The following is an 18,663-nucleotide window of genomic DNA, read 5'->3' as shown; positions in this document are numbered from 1 at the left end:
TTTTGCTAATTAAAAAGAGTATTTTATATACAACAGTGTTTAAAAAGTACAACAATGTCTATTTTGTAAATAAATAGGTGCATAGGGACTAATTGTTAGTATAATTAGCATCAATATTTGTCAAATATACCGGCTTGACACAAATACCTTTTTAGGATTATATCTTCAAGTTACACAACCGGCGATATAATTTCTATTTTAATTTAACTGTAAATTAATTTGTTTGATTTATTATTAAAAATTTGCTTATATATAAAACAAATTGATAATCTTTTTTGTATAAGATAGATTACTTATTAACTGTTATAGGTTAGAAGTATGTAAGTATTTTTTAGCTGAATTAGCATACGCCTTCATAAAAACTGGCAATAATTGTAAAGGGTTTAAGAGAAATACTGCTAATAAATTAAATGTAGCTTCTCTGATTTCTGAAAGATTAAAATGGACTAATGTAAGGTATAGCATACTATATTTTTTGCCTGTTTACTATATAAAATATTAATCGATATATACATTTAGCAACGAGCAAATAAATACTTGCTTAGTCTCTACTAAACTTTTATATAGTTTTGTATATATAACCTAAGTTGCTAGTTAAGAAAAGCTTTGTTGATTTGAAAAGCTAGCAAGAACAAGAGTATTTTGATCAGAAAGCCTTGGAAGGTAACAGCATGAATCTTCCTTAAGAAAAGGCCTTTAATGCCACTAATGCTGGTCTCTATCACTTTTCGCATGCGCTCTTTGAGATAAGCCAGAGAAGGCGTATCCTTTCGATGAGCATTAGATTTACGCTGAGAATAAAGCTTAATCCTATCATCAGCCAACATATCTTCTAGATGGTAGTTAGTATAAGCCGAGTCAGCATAAAGTGCACTACCAGCAGGCATAGAAAAGGGCAGTTGGTGCAATCCTTTTACATCCGCTTGGCTGCCAGCTACTATTGAGAATTCGACCGGAATACCACAATCAGTAGTAATAAGCTGCACTTTAATGCCATAAAAGTAACGGCGCATAGAGGCTTTGTAGCCTCTGTAAGCTTCACTTTGTAATAGTTTACATCTGCTAATACGTATGTTATCGCACACAGGCACAGGAAATGAATCCAATACAAAGTCCTTACAAGTGGCTACTTGCTTGATTAAAGTGCCTATTTCTAAAAAGAGCGAAGTTATCTCTTCTCCTATAGCATGCAAGCGGCGATTGTACCTACTTTTATCGAGCATGTTAGGGATAAGCTTAGTGGAATGCATAAACGATCGAGCTTTGTCAAGATGTCCGCCAAAGTATAAGGCTGAGATGATAGCTGTTGTGAGTACTTCTGCATCCGACAACTTCCTTTTTTTATCTTCTTGATGATGTAAATACTTGAGTAAAGTATCAATAAATGAGTATATTGCTATTGATTTTTCAATCATAATGACCTCCGATTTATTGGTTTAAGACAAAAACAAGATCGGAGGTTTTTTACTCTTTGCCTTATCTATTACTAGCAACTTAGGTTATATAGAACTATATATGTTACATAATAACTATTTGTATCAATAGGGCAATTAATAACATAATCGTACAGCTTGCTTACTGCCTCACATTGAGGCTTTTCTTAATATATTGGTACTATGCATACTGCTTTTTTTATTGCAAAGCGCTATTTTTCAACCAAATCTAAAGGTAATTTGATTTACCGTATGAGCCTTATTGCTTGCTTAAGCGTTGCACTAGGTACCATGGCTTTATTAGTAGTCCTATCAATATTTAACGGGTTAGAAGGGGTAGTTAGAAGGCTATTTTATGCATTTGATCCTGATATTAAAATAGAGTTAAAGCAAGGCAAGTATTTCTCTATATCTCCTGAATTGATACACAAAATTGAATCTGTATCTGAAGTAACCAAAGTAGTAGAAGTTATAGAAGAAAATGTCCTATTTACTTATCATGGACACCAGTTGGTAGCTAAACTAAAAGGCGTATCAAGAAACTTTGTACAAGATTGCCCATTAGCTACACACATTATACAAGGCAAGCTTGAGCTAGAGCAAGACGGCCATAACTTTGCATTAGTAGGTGCTGGCATACAATATGCCCTCTCTATTCGATTAAATAATATATTTGAAGAGCTGCAAGTATTTTATCCTAAAAACAATAAGCTAAGTGCACTTACAGCACAAAATCTTTATCAGACAGGGTGGATTAAACCTGGTGCAATCTTTGCTATTGAAAAGCATTTTGATGAAAACTATGTAATTGTACCATTGAATTTTGCTACAAACTTACTGGGAAATAGTGACAAACGAACTGCCCTTGAAGTACAAGTAATGCAAGGAAGTTCTATAGCAAAAGTACAAAAAGCACTTCAAACATTTCTACCTCAAGAATTTAAGGTACTTAATAGGGATGAGCAGCAAATGACACTTATGCAAACCATACGTATTGAAAGGATGCTGGTATTTATGACTTTTGCATTTATTGTGATTGTTGCTTCGCTTAATATATTCTTTATTTTATCTATGTTAGTACTAGCCAAGCGACCAGACATAGCTATTTTATATTCCTTAGGTGCTACTTCAAGAACTATAAGAAATATATTCTTATTGAATGGATTACTCATTGGGCTAAGTGGTGCTCTAGCAGGCATGCTACTAGCATGGTTTTTGACTTGGCTTCAACAAAAATTTGGGATTATATCTATGGGTATGCAAACTAGCTTGATTGAAGCCTATCCTGTTAAAAGACAAATTAGTGATTTTATATACGTAGGTATAGGTGTATTCCTAACGACTTTAGTGGCTAGCTATAGACCTGCCCTACTAGCTAGCAGAATTAATATAAGGGAACATTTATAATTAATCTTTTAAATATTTTTTTATAAAAAGCCAGTAAGAATTTGTTCTAAATAAACATATTATCTTACTTTGCCATAATAAGCCTAACTAACATAAAGAGGGTTGGCGGAGCGGTTTAACGCGGCGGTCTTGAAAACCGTTGTACTTGCGAGAGTACCGGGGGTTCGAATCCCTCACCCTCTACTTCCTTTACTCCCTAAAACTTCCTTATCATAACTTATTAAGAGTATTGTAACACATTGAATACCGTTAATCAAAGTAAGGCCATTAAAATAAATTGATTTCTTATTTAATCTTTTGCTTTTTTTACTTCTTAACTACTCGTAATAATAATAGAAATAATTTACAACATGTTTCTTCCTCACATTATCATAATAGGTCAACAGAGCAATATGATTGATGCGGACAATATCAAGTTGAGCTACAATGGTTTTTAGAGTATTATAGACCTGCCAAAAGAGCTTTAAGTGAAGATAAATAAGAAGTTAAAATACAAAATTATTTTGAACAAAATGGGAACATAGATATGGGGATCTGGTTCAAAGTTTTACTTGTGTACAAGAGGATTTTTTAAAGTTTTGAGAGAAAGTTACTTTCGCTTTTACTACAAACTGTGGGGAAGACAGATACGCTTATTCTGTATAAGTCTTACCGAGTTAGAGTTAACAAATCAGCATATATAGAACAAAATCTTTTTCCAATAGGTTGTGAAAAACGATACAAATAATTTATAAAAGAACAGGAGTGCAAAGATATAGAAAAAGGATACCAAGCTGACTAGCTTTCTTCTTACTCATTTTTCAAGTTGATAAATTGATTTTTGAAATAGTATATATTCTAAATGGAGAAGATTAATGTTACTTTTAAAAACTGTAAGACTTGAAATTATTCTATCTTAAAGTGGAAAATTGATGTGAGTATTTATAACCTACAAGAAATAGTAACACCCCGCATTATTCTTAGACCCGTGCAAGTTGGAGATGAGATAGCCCTTAATGCAGCTGTTAATCGATCTTTAGAATCTTTACAGAAATGGATGCCTTGGGCAAAAAATTCTAGCTTAGCTGCAACACAAAATTTTGTTCATGCAAGTGCAATTGGCTGGAAAAATAAAACAGGAAATAGTTTTCCAATGGCTGTAATTTATAAAGAAACACAGCAAATTATAGGGACATCAGGTTTTAATGAAGATAGCATAATTGCTGCAGGCATTTATACTATTGGCTATTGGCTCGATATAGCTTTCCAAGGACAAGGGCTGGTTACAGAATTTGTAAATGGATTAACACGTTATGCATTAGATGGTCTAAAGGCAAAAGCTGTGCATATTCAAATTGACACAGCTAATCATAAAAGCATAGCAGTTGCTAATAGATTGGGATTTATATCTACCTTGCCCACCGATCAAGAACAAGCAAGTAACACTATTTTATTTAAGCGTGTTAATACTTGCCTGTTACCACCTATGCATGTAACCTGGCATAAGTAAGCAAAAAATTTGTGTCAATTTGACAAAATAATTATCATTTATGCACTACATATTCAAGATTTGTTACCTTAGCTTAAACATATAATCAATTATTAACCTCCTGTTTCAAAGTTTAAGGCTGTAATTTTGCTTGTTATGAGAATACTGAAGTGAAGTCAGCTTTTTAAAACCAGAACTATTCTAAGGCTTTTTTACTTGGATATATTGTATTTATATATATTAACGAACAACCATTTTATATATGCAGCTTACTTATTCTAAGAGCCAACGTTTAATTGCCCATATCTTACTTTTAAGCATATCTTTACAAAGTTGTAAAAATTCTCCTATACCAATGCCACCTCCTGAGCAAGAGGCAATAGAATCCACTTCTACATCCAGCAAACATAGCACATCACCACAGAATCAGTTTACCAAGAAGAGAGAGAATGTTGCTATTATAAGCCAATCTATTCCCTTAACTCACTTGCCTAAACTATCATCCAACCCTACTGATGCACTTACTCACCATATCAGTTCAGATAACGGTAAGAAAAGCCTACAAGCGGATCTATTAGATGAACTCCCAATGCGGTCGATAGAGCTAACCCCTGCTACTTTAAATAGTACACATGCTGGGGCAAGTACCACTACTGTATCTTCGAGATATAGCTCTCGATACTCTTTTACTAAGCAGCTACAGGTTGATAACACTAAAAAAACTAGTAGTCTACCCTTACCATTTTTCCAAAAGACCCATGCTTATCGTAAACAGCATACTTCCCCAACCAATCAGCTACCGCAGCACTTGCAACATAAGCAGGCTGAAATGCTAGAAGAGAAGTTTGAAAAAAGTCATGTTGATAGATCAGCAAGCTCTAGTGATGAGACTGACACAGAGGAACAAACTTCCCAATCATTGATAAAAGCATTTATAGAAAAAACTTCTTGCTACACAGTAGCAGAAGGTTATGAGGTTAAATTTATTCGACAGGGAAGAGATTGGTCAGCGCTTGTAAAGGATAATTGTATTCCTGGTTTTGTTAGAAAAATGTATTTACCTGTTCACCAAGGGCCAGGCATAGGGCCAAAGGATGCAGCAAAATATGGAACCATATGGCACCAGTCTCATATCCACGCATACCCCCCTGAGAAAGATAAACAGGGGAATGGTTATGTCTATCTAGGGGGGGCAGGTTTAAAAGGGGGAGGTGAAACAACTTTACACCAAGCCATTGAATTAGGAAATATTAAAGAGGCCATGCAAATTATTATGGATGCTAGCCCTAATGTCACTTTAGAAATAGTACATGCCCAAGATGATGCTGGAAATACACCGTTACATAAAGCTGCAGATAAGGGCTATATAAAATTAGTGGAAAAGCTGGTGGAGTTAGGTGCAGATATAGATCTAAAAGACAATTATGGAAATACTGCTTTACACCAAGCTGCAGGTAAGGGCTGTATAAAATTAGTGGAAAAGCTGGTGGAGTTAGGTGCAGATATAGATCTAAAAGATAATTATGGAAATACTGCTTTACACCAAGCTGCGGGTAAGGGCTATATAAAATTAGTGGAAAAGCTGGTGAAGTTAGATGCAGATATAAATGTTAAGAATAATAATGGACGTACTCCCTTACACCAAGCAGTCTCAGGAAAGAGAATAAGAACTGCTACACAACTTATAGAGCTAGGAGCACAGATAAATCTAAAAGACAATCGTGGCAGTACGTCTTTAATGATTGCAAAAAAGCTAGGAAACAATAAAATAATTAAATGCCTGGAAGAAGCACAGCTACGTATAAATCAGAATTTAATCTCTGCTGCTAAAGTAGGGGGTCACCAAGAAATCATAACATGTATAAACAGAGGAGCAGATATAAATACAACGGATAAATTAGGTAGGACTCCTTTAATACTAGCAGTAATACAAAGAAGTGAAGAGATTGTACACTTACTGATAAATAAAGGGGCTGATATAAATAAGTCAGATAATGAAAAAGGCTATAATCCCTTAATATGGGCAGCACTTATAGATTATATAGATATTACCCATATACTTATTGAAAAAGGAGCAAATTTAAATATAAGAGATAGAGATGGCAATACTGCTTTAATGATTGCAGAAAAGCTAGGAAATAATAAGATAATTGGATGTCTTAAAGCAGCACAGCGCTATATAAACCAGCATTTAATTTCTGCTGCTGAAACAGGTAATTACCAGGAAATCATAACATGCATAAACAGAGGAGCAGATGTAAATACAAAAGATAAAGCGAGAAATACTGCTTTAATATGGGCAGCACTTAAGGGTTATGTGCATATTGGACGTATACTTATTAAAAAAGGAGCAGATATAAATATGATAAATTATTTTTGTAAGTCTGCTTTACAAATCGCTATAAACAGATATGATATAGCTTTTATAAGAATGCTTCTTATGGAAGAAGGATTAGATCTGAGAGAAGAAATAGGTAGATCTGCTTTATTAACAGCAACACATGAAGGCTATGAAGATATAGTACTAATGCTTATTAGGAATGGAGTAAATATAGAAGCCAGAAATGGTATATTGGATACTCCTTTGATGATGGCTTTAGCTAAAGGACATATAAATATTGCACAAATTCTTATTGAAAATGGAGCCAATGTAAAGGTGAGAAATAGATTTGGAAGAACTCCCTTAATGTATGCTTCACAATGGGGACATTTAGATATTGCACAAATTCTTATTGAAAAAGGGGCCAATATCAATGAACAAGATAATATTGGAGAAACTGCTTTAATGAATGCTGCCCGCGAGGGGCATAAAGAACTTGTAGAATTGCTTATTGATGGAGGGGCTGCAATAAATGCACAAGATCACTTAGGCCAAACTGCTTTAATATATGCTACAATATATGGACATGTGGATATAATAGATTCTCTTCTTAAAAAGAAAGCTGATTTTACTCAACAAGATAGTAGGGGAAATACTGCTTTAATGTATGCTGTTGTATGTAATCAATTAAAAGCAGTAAAGGTTCTTGTTACAAAAAAGAAAAGTTTAAAATTAAAAAACAATGCTGGTTATACTGCCTTGATGCTAGCTGCCGAAAGAGGCTATACGCATATAGTTAAACGGCTTATTAAATCTGGAGCAGATATAAATGATTGTAACAAAATAGGTATTAACAGTCTATTATTAGCAGCAGAAGGAGGCCATTTAAACACAATTAACTTTCTTATAAAAAATGATGCTAAGTTGGATGGAAATATTGCTGATCCTGCCTTTTTAAGAATTGTTATGGATAAAGGGTATACCCAAATAGTTAAAATTCTCAGTGAAGCGGGGATAGATGTAGATGCTACCTGTAGTGATAAAAAACCGGCTTTAGTGGTTGCTGCAGAGGAGGGGCAAGAAGATATAGTAGATATTTTTATTGAAAAGAGAGCTGATTTAGACAAACAAGATAAAGATGGCCAGACTGCTTTAATGCTTGCAATAATAAATGGGAATGTAAGAATTGCAGAAAAACTTATTTTAGCTGGTGCTTCTACTACGATAAAAGATTATGAAAACAATAACGCTGTATTACTTGTAGAGGAAAGGAAATACGATGATCTGTTAGAATTAATTAATACACCTAGACCCAACTATTTAATTAATACGATCGCCTATGTTCCTTGCAATGATAGAGATTTAGAAGGTGACTCATCTGGTGAAGAAATCACTGATGAATTTGAAGAACATATGTTTGAATTTGACCCAGAAGATGCCGAAACGCTTCCTTTTAAAATCAAATCTTCAGGAAACCAGAAAACACCTCAACCAATAGTAGGTACAGTAAGTACAGAAGATATAAAACCACGTACTGTAAGGAAAGGTAGAGAGGTAAAGAGTAGCGTAATACAGCCTTTTTTAGAAAAACTTTCCCAAGGGGCTTTTTACAAACCTAATTCCCCTGAGTTACAAAGAGTAGCAGTTAGCTTTGCGCTTAATAGGCCACGGTCTTTGAGTACTCGGAGGAATAATTGTTTATCTAGAGAATTGAGTGCAAAGGTTAATTCAGCTATTCCCCATAAAAAATTTGCCACTTTCTGGAATTATCCATGGTATGACCAAGAGGACAATCCTATTGACTATAACACTGTAAGGAGTTTTTACAAACAGCTTAAAAGGTATGATAAAGAGCACGGAACAAACCAAGCAGAATTTTTTAGAGAAGTGAATGAGGATAATGTAAAACATCATGTGCCATATCAGAGTTTAAGAGAAAGATTAAAAATCCATCGAAATACTAAAACATTAGCCAGACAGTATAAAAAAAATAATTCTATAGCGCCTATTTATTTTAGTATTATTGATAGCGATGTTATAAATTTTAATGGAATATATACTTCTTATGATCAAATATATTTAGATTCAAAACTATTTTCTACTACACTACCAATAGTCATGACTACTGGTTATGAGTTCCCTGCTAAGGCGGAAGAGTTGCCAGAAAACTTTGATAGTAGAATTAAAAAAATGGTGCTTCCTTTAAAGTTTGCAAGCCAGCTAGATAGAGTTACTAGAATAGCTACTGCTAGTGTTATCCCTTTGGGAGTATATTACCCTGAACCTAACCTTTGTATTTTGTTACCCAAGAACAAGAGTACTCTACCTGAATCGTTTGAAGGTAAAGATTCTAAAGAGAAAGGAAAAGGCAATTTAGAATCTGCAATACTTTTAAGACAAGTGAAAAATAGAAGTGGGATAAATGAAGATTCTTTCATATTTAGTGATAAGCCACCTCTTATTACAACTATCCCAGATAGGGCAGCCAGAAGTAACCATGGATATGGAGATTATCTTTCATTTAGTGATTCTTTTCAAGAAGGCCAATATCATCGAATATCAATAAATGATATTGAAAAACTTATAATGATATCACAATCACATACGGAGATGCTCAGTTGGGCAGGAAATCTTTATGTAAATAGGGTAGTTAGCCTTAACGGAATGAAATACCGCACTTTTCGTGGAAAAGTAGGTAAATTTTATGCATCTGTACATCCTTTATTTTCTAAAGATATCAGGAAAATGAAGAGGGAGATTAAGGCTATTCTTACACAGGAAAGAGTATTGCAGGTTAAGGACAATCAAGGGCTACTTGCAGAGGGAGATAGAGTACGGGTTGAGGATGCAATTAAAGAAACTATCATAGCTACTTCAGAACTTTTATCAAAATTAAAAATTATAAACCTATTTGATAACTATAACTATGAAACAGCTATAACCCAAGATAATACACCATCTGGGCCATGTTCTATTAATATTACTGAATTAATAAGTTCTACCGAAACACAAATATCCTCTTTACGAGAACTTGTTCAGGATAATCATATATCTCTTTCTCCCAAAAAACTAAAAGAATTCGAAAATTTACTGCAAGGGTTAGAAGACTCGATTGAAGAAATGAAAAATCCTCCTTTATTCTCCTTTCCAATAAACCCTTATGATCCTTATCCTAATAGACAATTTGCACCTCAAGAAGAACCAGATAGCAAAGGCGTATTTAAGGTTCCAACCCCAATTCTTGGGAAACGAAAAAGAGTTACTTCCAAAGATGACGAGGATGCAACTAAAAAAGAAACAGATGTCTCGCAGCCAATGGATGTAGCATCAGTACAAAATCCTATTTCTCCATATCAAGAAAACAGAAACAAGCAAGTAAGATTTACCCAGCCCCAACGATTGAACGCAGAAGAAGGAAATAATAATTCCTCATCTGCTTTTGGCAAGCTGCACGAGCAACGGGCAAGTGTTAACAGCGTTAATAATAAGAAACGCCCCCAACCATCCCATCCATCATCCCGAAAAAAGTTACGAACTACATCTGAGAGAAGTGAAGATTATGAGGAAGGAGAAACAACTCATAATAAAAAATCTAATAGTTCGTTGTCTAATACACAAAACTCAGCTGTTCAACCTTTCAATCAGCCATATTTAGTTCATGAAGAAGAGGATCCTTTGCAAGAATTTTATTGTAGCGATCTAGGAATATTAACTAGGGTTGATATGGGAAATAACCTACCAATTGCAAAAGAACCTCTACGTATAGTAGAAGATGGTTCAGACACTTATCAAATTAATGGAAAAGAATTTAGGCGGCAAAATGTTTCAGGAGAAGGGATGGACTGTTTTTTTAATGCAGCTGGCTTAGAGCGAGAAGAGCAGATTGCTAGATTAAAAAAACATAAAGATAATGAAACGGTGCGAGCTATGATTGCCAATGAGATTATATCAGCAGCTAAATCCTCACACGAATTACCAGAAGAAGTTAAAGAAGTAATTAATTACACACTTTATGAAAGTCAAATAGACCAAATTAATCGATTGAAAGAGGACCGTAATAGGCAACTTGCAGCCCAATCTGTGAAGTCAGAGGAGCAAGATCTTGATAAGCTTCCTTCAGTCCTTCAGAATATAGATAGAAAAGAAGAAAAGGTACTAGCAGCATTAAGGCAAAGAGCCTCTACTGTAGAAGCCTATATAGCTTTTATTAATCATCATATAGGAAAATTAGAGATGATGGTATCTTTACATGATGTCAAAGGAGATGACCCACAAAATAAAGATCGAAATTATACATCGATTGATGCTATTGCTTATATCAATCAATTAGGCATTAAAATATATCAGCCTGAAAATGGAGAACTAAGGCTTATACATCAATTTTTTCCTACCAATGCAGCGAAGATTGTTTACTTGTATCACAGTGGTATTCACTTTCAAGCCTTAATCCCAGAATAGTATCCAGTTATAAACATTAAAGAGTTAAATACTCTTTAATGTTTATTTAAAATTTTAGAATCGATATCTCCTGACAATAATTATAATATAAGTTAAAGTCAATTCCATCGTATAAATATGGAGTCTCCTAGAATGTAACATTTATGCTTGATGAAATCATTAGAGCTGCTGCGAAAGAGATAAAATAGAGTAGGAATTTGAATAAAACAGAGAGAGAATCTTGCCAGTAGCGATGCTATTTGTTAAAAAGCATGCTTGAAGTTTATCATACCCGCTATAATATTAAAGCGTAGGTTATATTTGTTCTGAAAGTTACGGTAAACTTCTGACATAATCTTAAACACCTTGATCTCTCTTATCTTATGCTCTACCTTCATGCGTATGGAGGATAGCTTTCTGTTATGTTCTTTCTGCTCCTTGGTTAATGGCCGCTTACGGCTCTTTTTATAGGGAATCATGACATTGCTCTGTAGCTTTTGCCAGCCTTGATAACCACTATCTGCTAGCTTTAAGCTTTCTTTAGGTAAGAGTTTTTCTCCTTTACGGATTTTAAAGTCATGCTCTTTTCCTTTATGAGATTTGGATACAGAGAGTATCTTTCCATCTTCTCACATCACTATCTCTGTTTTTATAGTATGTCGCTTTTTCTTGCCTGAATATGATTTCTTTTGCTTCTTAGTAGGTCTTTGTGTAGGCTGCTCGCTCACATCTGCTAATATGCGCAATACCTTTTCTGAGGTTAAGCTGCGATCTTTTTTAATGCTAATCTTCTTAGCTAGTAATGGCTCCATTTTTCTTAACAAGCGGCATATGTTAGCGTTGTGTAAGTTAAACAAATAGCCTAAAAACACATGTGAGATATAAGTGCGATAATACATGAGTACACAGAGCAATTTATCTTCCAAGGTAGGTAAATGACTCATCCTACCATGGCGCAGCTTGCTCGATTCTAACTCTTCAAAGAGAGGCCTTACTTTTAAAACTAATTGCTCAAAGGTTTCTAGTCTCAAGCCAGTTATTCTTATAAAGTTATAGGGATGTTTGCTTATCCTCGCGTAGGTTAAATGCATACTTATTCCTTTTATATAATAAGAATTACATCTTAACCCTTTTTATCTTCTTTGTCAACCTTTTTCGCAGCAGTTCTATTTCATACCATTAGTATTCTATGTAAGATTTTAACATACTGATCAAAATTATCTACTTATACTTCTGCAGTGATTCATAAAGGCAACCCATTTTAAAAGTATTAGAGACATATAGAATAGCTGAAAAATATATTAAAATCGACTGATACAAGTTACCTTTGAAACAAACCAACTATAATCTTATATAATCTATGTCGGATACTCACTCTAGCAGCTTGCTAGCTATTGTTTCACATGCCAAAGAGTATGGATTTATCTACCCTTCTAGTGAAATATACGAAGGGTTACAGGCTGTTTACGACTATGGTCCTTATGGAGCAGCGCTCAAGCGTAATGTGCAAAATCTATGGTGGCAAAGTATGACCCAATTACATAGTAATATAGTGGGTATGGATGCTGCTATTCTCATGCATCCACGTACTTGGAAAGCCTCCGGGCATGTAGATAGCTTTGAAGATCTAATGGTAGATAATAAAGATTCCAAAAAAAGGTATCGCATAGATGTGTTGATAGAAAACCATGCGGCTGAACTATCAGCCCAAGGTGAAAAAACAAGAGCACAAGAACTGTTAGAAAAGTTACAAGCATTATTACAAGCAGAAGAATTAGCAGGCTTGCACACGCTCTTACTACAAGAAAAGATTGTATGTCCTATATCACGTACTGCTAACTGGACAGAAGTACACAGATTTAATTTAATGTTTGCTACCAAAGTAGGAGCACAAGAAGAAAATGCTGATACTATTTATTTAAGGCCAGAAACAGCACAAGGCATTTTTGTCAACTTTCTAAATGTACAAAAAACAGCTCGGATGAAAGTGCCCTTTGGCATTGCACAAATAGGTAAAGCTTTTAGAAATGAAATTGTAGCCAGACAATTTATATTCCGTATGCGTGAGTTTGAGCAGATGGAAATGCAGTTCTTTATACAGCCAGGCAGTGAAGAAAAGTGGTTTAATTATTGGCAACAAGCACGTTGGCAATGGCATATAGCACTTGGATTAACTGAAGAGAAACTAAGAATCAAGCCGCATGCTCAATTAGCTCACTACGCTAAAGCGGCCGTAGATATTGAGTACCAATTCCCTTTTGGATATAAAGAGATAGAAGGCATTCATGCACGATCAGACTTTGATTTAAAAAATCATGAAGTAGCATCCAGAAAAAAACTACAATATTTTGATCCTGAACTCAATCAAAATTACCTACCTCATGTAATAGAAACTTCTTTAGGAAGTGACCGTCTTATTTTAATGTTACTATGTGAGGCTTTTACCGAGGAAACGATCACGGAAGAAGAAAGTGCTAAAACGCGTACTTACTTAAAGTTGCATCCTGCTTTAGCACCTATTAAAGCAGCTATTTTCCCTTTAGTTAAGAAAGATAATCTTCCTCAAAAAGCACAGGAAATTTTTAAGTCATTAAAATATGATTTCCCGCTTATTTATGAAGAAAATCAGTCTATTGGTAAACGATATGCTAGGCAAGATTTAATAGGTACCCCCTATTGTATTACCATAGACCATCAAACCTTAGAAGACGATACGGTAACGCTACGCGAACGAGATAGTATGCAACAAGAGAGAGTACATGTAAATATATTGCGTGATTTTCTCTTGGAAAAAGTAAGCTTTAAATCGATATTAGCAAAATTACCAACGATTGATTCAGTATTAATTTAAGGTATAGCTGGGGAATTAGCTCAGTTGGCTAGAGCGTCTCAATGGCATTGAGAAGGTCGGGGGTTCGACTCCCCCATTCTCCACTTTATTTTGCTAACCCTATACCAACCTGTCAGACATGCATATAGTGCAAATACTTCGATTCCTTGATCAACTTCAGCAAAATAATAACAGGTCCTGGATGGAGGCAAACAAAGCTGTTTACCAAGAATCACGCCATACACTACTACAGGTAACCGAGCAGCTTATACAAGGGATAGGGAAGTTTGATCACGACATAGCCTTGCTAACACCTGCTAATTGTATCTTCCGTATTAACCGTGATATTCGCTTTACCAAAGATAAAAGTCCTTATAAAAGTAATATGGGTGCTTATTTTGCCAAAGGTGGCAAAACAGGTGGATACGCAGGTTATTATTTACATCTCCAGCCAAACAATCAATCTTTTATAGCTGGGGGTATGTACGAGCCCAGCGCAGAAGCCTTAAAAAAGATAAGGCAAGAGATAGATTATAATGGAGATAAGCTAGAACTTATTGTAGAAGATAAGAGATTCAAAGAATTATTTGGGAAGCTGCAAGGAGAAAGTTTACAACGACCTCCGAAAGGTTATAATGCAGACCATCCGCATATTGACTGGCTAAAATTAAAAACTTTTATAGCTGTACATCCTGTTACAGATGTAATAGTAGCTAACCAAGATTTTATAGACTATACATTAAAGCTTTTTGAAGCTTTAGTACCACTTAATCAATTTTTAAATGCAGCATTAGATGATTTAGAATAAGAGAATACAATCAATCAGCGACTTTATACATAATAAAACAACTAAGAGTTTATACTCGACTCCTTACTTTATATACCTTTGGTTATTTAATTTACTTCCCTAAACGTACGCGTTCACGGATCTGCCAATACTAAAAATACGTTATTTTAAGTATAAGAAGGCACTTGGTTGCTAAGAATAAAACTCAAAGCAGCTACAAAATCAACCATAAACAATAGTTTTTATAGCTAGTTGCCAAATAAAATATACATTTTTAGCTCATTTTAAAGGTAGTAGACCCGTAAACGCGTACTATGGAATCTACTTCCTTAAACAGGTTAACCATTAGTTTATAAGTTTCTGTGCACTTACCTAACAATAAATTCTATTAACAGCCTAACTTTAAATGACTCCAAACGCACAATTGTGCTTAGTAAATTCTACTATACACCGTATGGTCTCTATATGGTTATAAATTACTTTATCTGGTGGTATTTTCATGCCTGGTAAAAGATCATGTATAGCTCCCTTTACAGTATAAGTTTCAAAAGTATTGCTTTTAGAAATATTTTTTGCCAATTGACTATCAAGTGGCACTAGCATATCATGTTTTGAGTACCAACCACCTGCTAAAATGCGTGCATATAAACTGTTAAAAACTATTGGTGGTATCTTCTGTATATACCGCATATAATTTGCATTTCCTGCATCATAATAAAAGAAACTTTTTGCTTCAGCATTAACACCTGCCACACTTAATATAGGAATATCATTATTAAATAAGCTAGCTGCCGTAGTTTGTAAAAACTCACTCTTGGGTACCATATCCCGTACACCTGGATCGTGCGTTGGGAAATAGCGGTCAAACACATTACTTATGGCATTAATACTAAACGCTTCATCAATAGGATGTACGTGATTAACCCCCTCAAATAGATAAGTAACTGGCTTTTTATTCAAAAATGATTGTATGCTGCTTTTAGTAATAGCTGCACCAGGAGCTCCTTCCCAAGGAGTACCAAGCGTAACCAAACCTCTTATATCTAAAGGGCTACCTTCTCTCTTATTTAAAGTTAAAATTCTAGAACCTCTTAACCCACCTTGACTATGGCCTACCAATATAATTTCATACTTATCTCCGGCTAACTGTTGCTTTAATTCTTCAAACGCTTCTCTTGCTTGCTGATCAATAGTTTTCTTGCTTGTTGCTACCTCTACTAAACTCCTTACCTCTACCATTAATCCTTCTGCTTCAAAGGCAGCCACTAAATTTAGTATAGTAACGTTATATGTTTCTGAATTTTGCCAAAGTCCATTTAGTATAACAATAATTTTTTTGGCATCTGATGCCGCTGCTGATCGTACTTGTTTCCTTGGCCCTCTAGGTGAGCCAGAACCAAATAAATCACAAGAGTTTAGTGTTAAGGACATTAAAAGAAATAAAAATAGTTGGCTTACAAGGCTTCTTGAGTAGCAAATTTGTTTCATATATCAATACTTGGATAATTACTAATAACGATTTAACTAGTAAGTCGCCTATATATAATATAATCATTATTTAGCACAGTTTAAACAACTATAGCCTTGAAAATATCTACCCTGCATACTTTTGTTTTTCAATCCTCTAGTACTACTTTTTCAATAAATGGCAGGATACAAGTTGCTATATCCAATACTTTTATTTTAACATGTTGTTTTTTGATAGGTATAGTATTAGTAACTATTATCTTGTCTAATACTGAACTGAGCAGATAATCATAAGCATAGCCAGAAAAGATAGGATGTGTGCATAAAGCATACACTGAATAAGCACCCTGACTTCTGAGTTCTTGTGCTACAGCATATAGTGTATGTCCCGTATCTATTATATCATCTATTATAATGGCATGTGTATTTTTTACTGTGCCTGTAACCTGTATGGATGCTACTTTATTAGGTGCTTGTCTGATTTTATGACAAGCCACTAGGTTGGCATTGAAGAATTGAGCATATAACCTAGCAGCTGCTAGAGCCCCTGCATCAGGCGCTACAAAACACACATTTTTTAATTGTAATGTCTCTAAATAGCGCTTAAATATTTCATAGCTCGAGACTTCTTTAATAATACCGCTAAAATACAAGTGTAGATTGCTAGTATGTGGTTCACAAATAATTAACTGATCTGCACCAGCAGCAAATAGCAACTTAGTTACAAGCGCAGCTCCATATGACTCTCCGGCTTGGTGGACTTTGTCCTGTCGCATATAGCCTAGATAAGGTAATACAACAACTACTTTACGAGCTCCAGCATTTCTAGCAGCATCAATCATAAGCAATAGCTCCATTAAATGATCCACCGGTGTGTAGGTAGATTGAATAAGTACTACCATAGCACCGTTTATATTTTCCTGTAAAATTGGCCGTATCTCACCATCACTAAATCTTTGAAGCTCCCATTTCCCTAGCAATTTATTGGCCAGCTCGGCAATACTTTTTCCTAATTCTTGTGAAGCGGTACCAGCAAAAAAGAATACAGAAGGAGATAACATGACCATTCTTTATATTACACTTTGCTAAAAATTATATAATAATATAGCAGCATCAGCTTAATTTAGTAGCAAATACATATAAATTTGTATGTGTATAGGAACACAGTACTATTTTTTGTCTAAAATGGCGATTTGAGTAGATGAATTACATTTTATTCTGTACGTATAAGTAAATTATCTGTTGTTTTTCTATGCGATGTATCCATCAACTAGTATTGTGACACTTAACTAGGATATAGAACTACTCAACCCATAAAATTTACTACTATTAAAAGAAATACATTTAAGGCACACGAGCGTCTCAAAAGCAAGAAGCTAGCTCAGCAACTTTTTGAACAAGGCAAACCTATATGGGACTTATATCCTATACGACTCATCTATTTACCTTGTGATAAAAATAATATAACCTGCCACCAAGTATTATTTAGTGTGCCTAAAAAAAAGGTTAAACATGCTGTTGATAGAAATGCTATCAAGCGTAAGATAAAGGAGGCTTATAGACTTAATAAGCACTTGCTACCTAATAGCGATACACATTTTTTATTAGCGTATGTATATATTTCGAGCCAGCAGCATTGTGATTTTAGTACCATCCAAGAGCAGGTTATTAAGAGCATAAATCAGCTTACTAGACTTTCTAAATAGATACACTATTTTAAAAGAATTGGTTATGGCTATCTATTGTTGTTTAAACAACTCTAGTATTATTTAAAATATTATAAAAAAACTGTTATTGATGTCTTTAATACTTAGCATAGAAACTAGCACTTCTGTTTGTTCAGTAGCTTTACATCGAGAAGGAAAGCTATTAGCGTATCAAAGCTTATTCATAGCCCGATCACATGCAGAATCTTTATTAACCATTATAGAGCATATAGTTCAGCTAAGTCAATATACACTCAAAGATTTACAAGCTATTGCTATTTCTAAAGGCCCTGGGTCTTATACTGGTTTAAGAATTGGGGCTACTACTGCTACAGGACTTTGCTATGCTTTAAATATTCCATTGATATCCGTTAATACCCTTGAAGCTATGGTACTTGCTGTAAAACCTTTTAATATTAATTCTGCTTTATGCTGCCCTATGATTGATGCTCGTAGGATGGAAGTATATTGCCTTATCACAGAGGCATCAGGTACTATTTTAGAAGAAGCCCAGCCCCATATTGTAACCGAAAATAGTTTTTTAAACTGGCTTAATACAAGGCAAATACTCTTCTTTGGCGACGGTGCCGAAAAATGTAAACCCATCTTATCATCCCACCAACATGCTATATTTATTGATGGCATATATCCCTCTGCAGAACATATAGGTGCTTTAGCTTATCAGACATTTGAGCAAAATAAGTTTGTAGACATAGCGGACTTTTCGCCGCTATACCTTAAACCTTTTCAAAGTAGTGCAACCATACCTTCAGTATAATAAAGTCTAATATTAGCTCGGTTTTTATTC

Annotated in this window: 10 protein-coding genes, 2 tRNA genes and 1 pseudogene; 9 read left to right on the top strand and 4 right to left on the bottom strand. The window is 34.6% G+C overall.

Translation table 11 applies throughout. From position 1 onward, the window contains the following. Positions 1-590: 590 nt before the first annotated feature. Positions 591-1,415: an IS982-like element ISCaa5 family transposase gene (locus tag AASI_RS01860; protein WP_012472346.1), complete on the bottom strand. Its 825-nt coding sequence runs from the start codon at positions 1,413-1,415 to the stop codon at positions 591-593. Between the two features lie 201 nt (positions 1,416-1,616). Between AASI_RS01860 and AASI_RS01855 the strand changes: the two genes are divergently transcribed. From AASI_RS01855 to AASI_RS01840, 4 genes are all read left to right on the top strand, one after another. Next, entirely contained in the window at positions 1,617-2,840 is a 1,224-nt protein-coding gene (locus AASI_RS01855; protein WP_012472550.1) for an FtsX-like permease family protein, read from the top strand. A 96-nt stretch (positions 2,841-2,936) separates the two neighbouring features. Continuing rightward, positions 2,937-3,023: transfer RNA gene (locus AASI_RS01850), tRNA-Ser, on the top strand. 730 nt (positions 3,024-3,753) lie between these two features. After that, the gene (locus tag AASI_RS01845) at positions 3,754-4,329 is read left to right on the top strand and encodes a GNAT family N-acetyltransferase (protein ID WP_012472549.1); all 576 of its coding nucleotides are present in this window, start codon (positions 3,754-3,756) and stop codon (positions 4,327-4,329) included. A 241-nt stretch (positions 4,330-4,570) separates the two neighbouring features. Further along, positions 4,571-11,086, top strand: a complete 6,516-nt coding sequence (locus tag AASI_RS01840; RefSeq protein ID WP_012472548.1) for an ankyrin repeat domain-containing protein — start codon at positions 4,571-4,573, stop codon at positions 11,084-11,086. A 242-nt stretch (positions 11,087-11,328) separates the two neighbouring features. On the opposite strand, the pseudogene AASI_RS07925 reads toward AASI_RS01840, so the two are convergent. Beyond that, a pseudogene (locus tag AASI_RS07925) lies at positions 11,329-12,156 on the bottom strand (transposase family protein). 269 nt (positions 12,157-12,425) lie between these two features. Here AASI_RS07925 and AASI_RS01825 point away from each other — a divergent pair. The 3 genes from AASI_RS01825 (at position 12,426) to AASI_RS01815 (ending at position 14,703) form a co-directional block, all read left to right on the top strand. After that, positions 12,426-13,916 carry a glycine--tRNA ligase gene (locus AASI_RS01825; protein WP_012472547.1) on the top strand — a complete coding sequence of 497 codons (1,491 nt, stop codon included), beginning with the start codon at positions 12,426-12,428 and terminating at the stop codon, positions 13,914-13,916. Between the two features lie 9 nt (positions 13,917-13,925). Then, positions 13,926-13,999 (top strand) — tRNA-Ala (locus AASI_RS01820). 98 nt (positions 14,000-14,097) lie between these two features. Then, positions 14,098-14,703 (top strand): DUF2461 domain-containing protein, encoded by a 606-nt coding sequence (locus AASI_RS01815; RefSeq protein WP_012472546.1) that lies wholly within the window; start codon positions 14,098-14,100, stop codon positions 14,701-14,703. 381 nt (positions 14,704-15,084) lie between these two features. Here the strand turns inward: AASI_RS01815 and AASI_RS01810 are convergent, their stop codons facing one another. Beyond that, on the bottom strand, positions 15,085-16,113 hold the full coding sequence (locus tag AASI_RS01810; protein ID WP_012472545.1) for a lipase family alpha/beta hydrolase: 1,029 nt from the start codon (positions 16,111-16,113) through the stop codon (positions 15,085-15,087). A gap of 185 nt (positions 16,114-16,298) precedes the next feature. Next, positions 16,299-17,210 (bottom strand): ribose-phosphate diphosphokinase, encoded by a 912-nt coding sequence (locus tag AASI_RS01805; protein ID WP_012472544.1) that lies wholly within the window; start codon positions 17,208-17,210, stop codon positions 16,299-16,301. A gap of 252 nt (positions 17,211-17,462) precedes the next feature. On the opposite strand from AASI_RS01805, the gene rnpA reads away from it, so the two are divergent. Further along, on the top strand, positions 17,463-17,855 hold the full coding sequence (gene rnpA, locus AASI_RS01800) for a ribonuclease P protein component (protein WP_083758801.1): 393 nt from the start codon (positions 17,463-17,465) through the stop codon (positions 17,853-17,855). Between the two features lie 91 nt (positions 17,856-17,946). Beyond that, positions 17,947-18,633, top strand: coding sequence for a tRNA (adenosine(37)-N6)-threonylcarbamoyltransferase complex dimerization subunit type 1 TsaB (tsaB, locus tag AASI_RS01795; RefSeq protein ID WP_012472542.1), 687 nt, complete (start codon positions 17,947-17,949; stop codon positions 18,631-18,633). Positions 18,634-18,663: the final 30 nt, after the last annotated feature.

Origin of the sequence: Candidatus Amoebophilus asiaticus 5a2 (assembly GCF_000020565.1) — a bacterium.
Classification (GTDB): Bacteria; Bacteroidota; Bacteroidia; order Cytophagales; family Amoebophilaceae; genus Amoebophilus; species Amoebophilus asiaticus.
The sequence above is the reverse complement of the archived record's forward strand: the minus strand, read 5'-3'. Positions and strand labels throughout refer to the sequence as shown.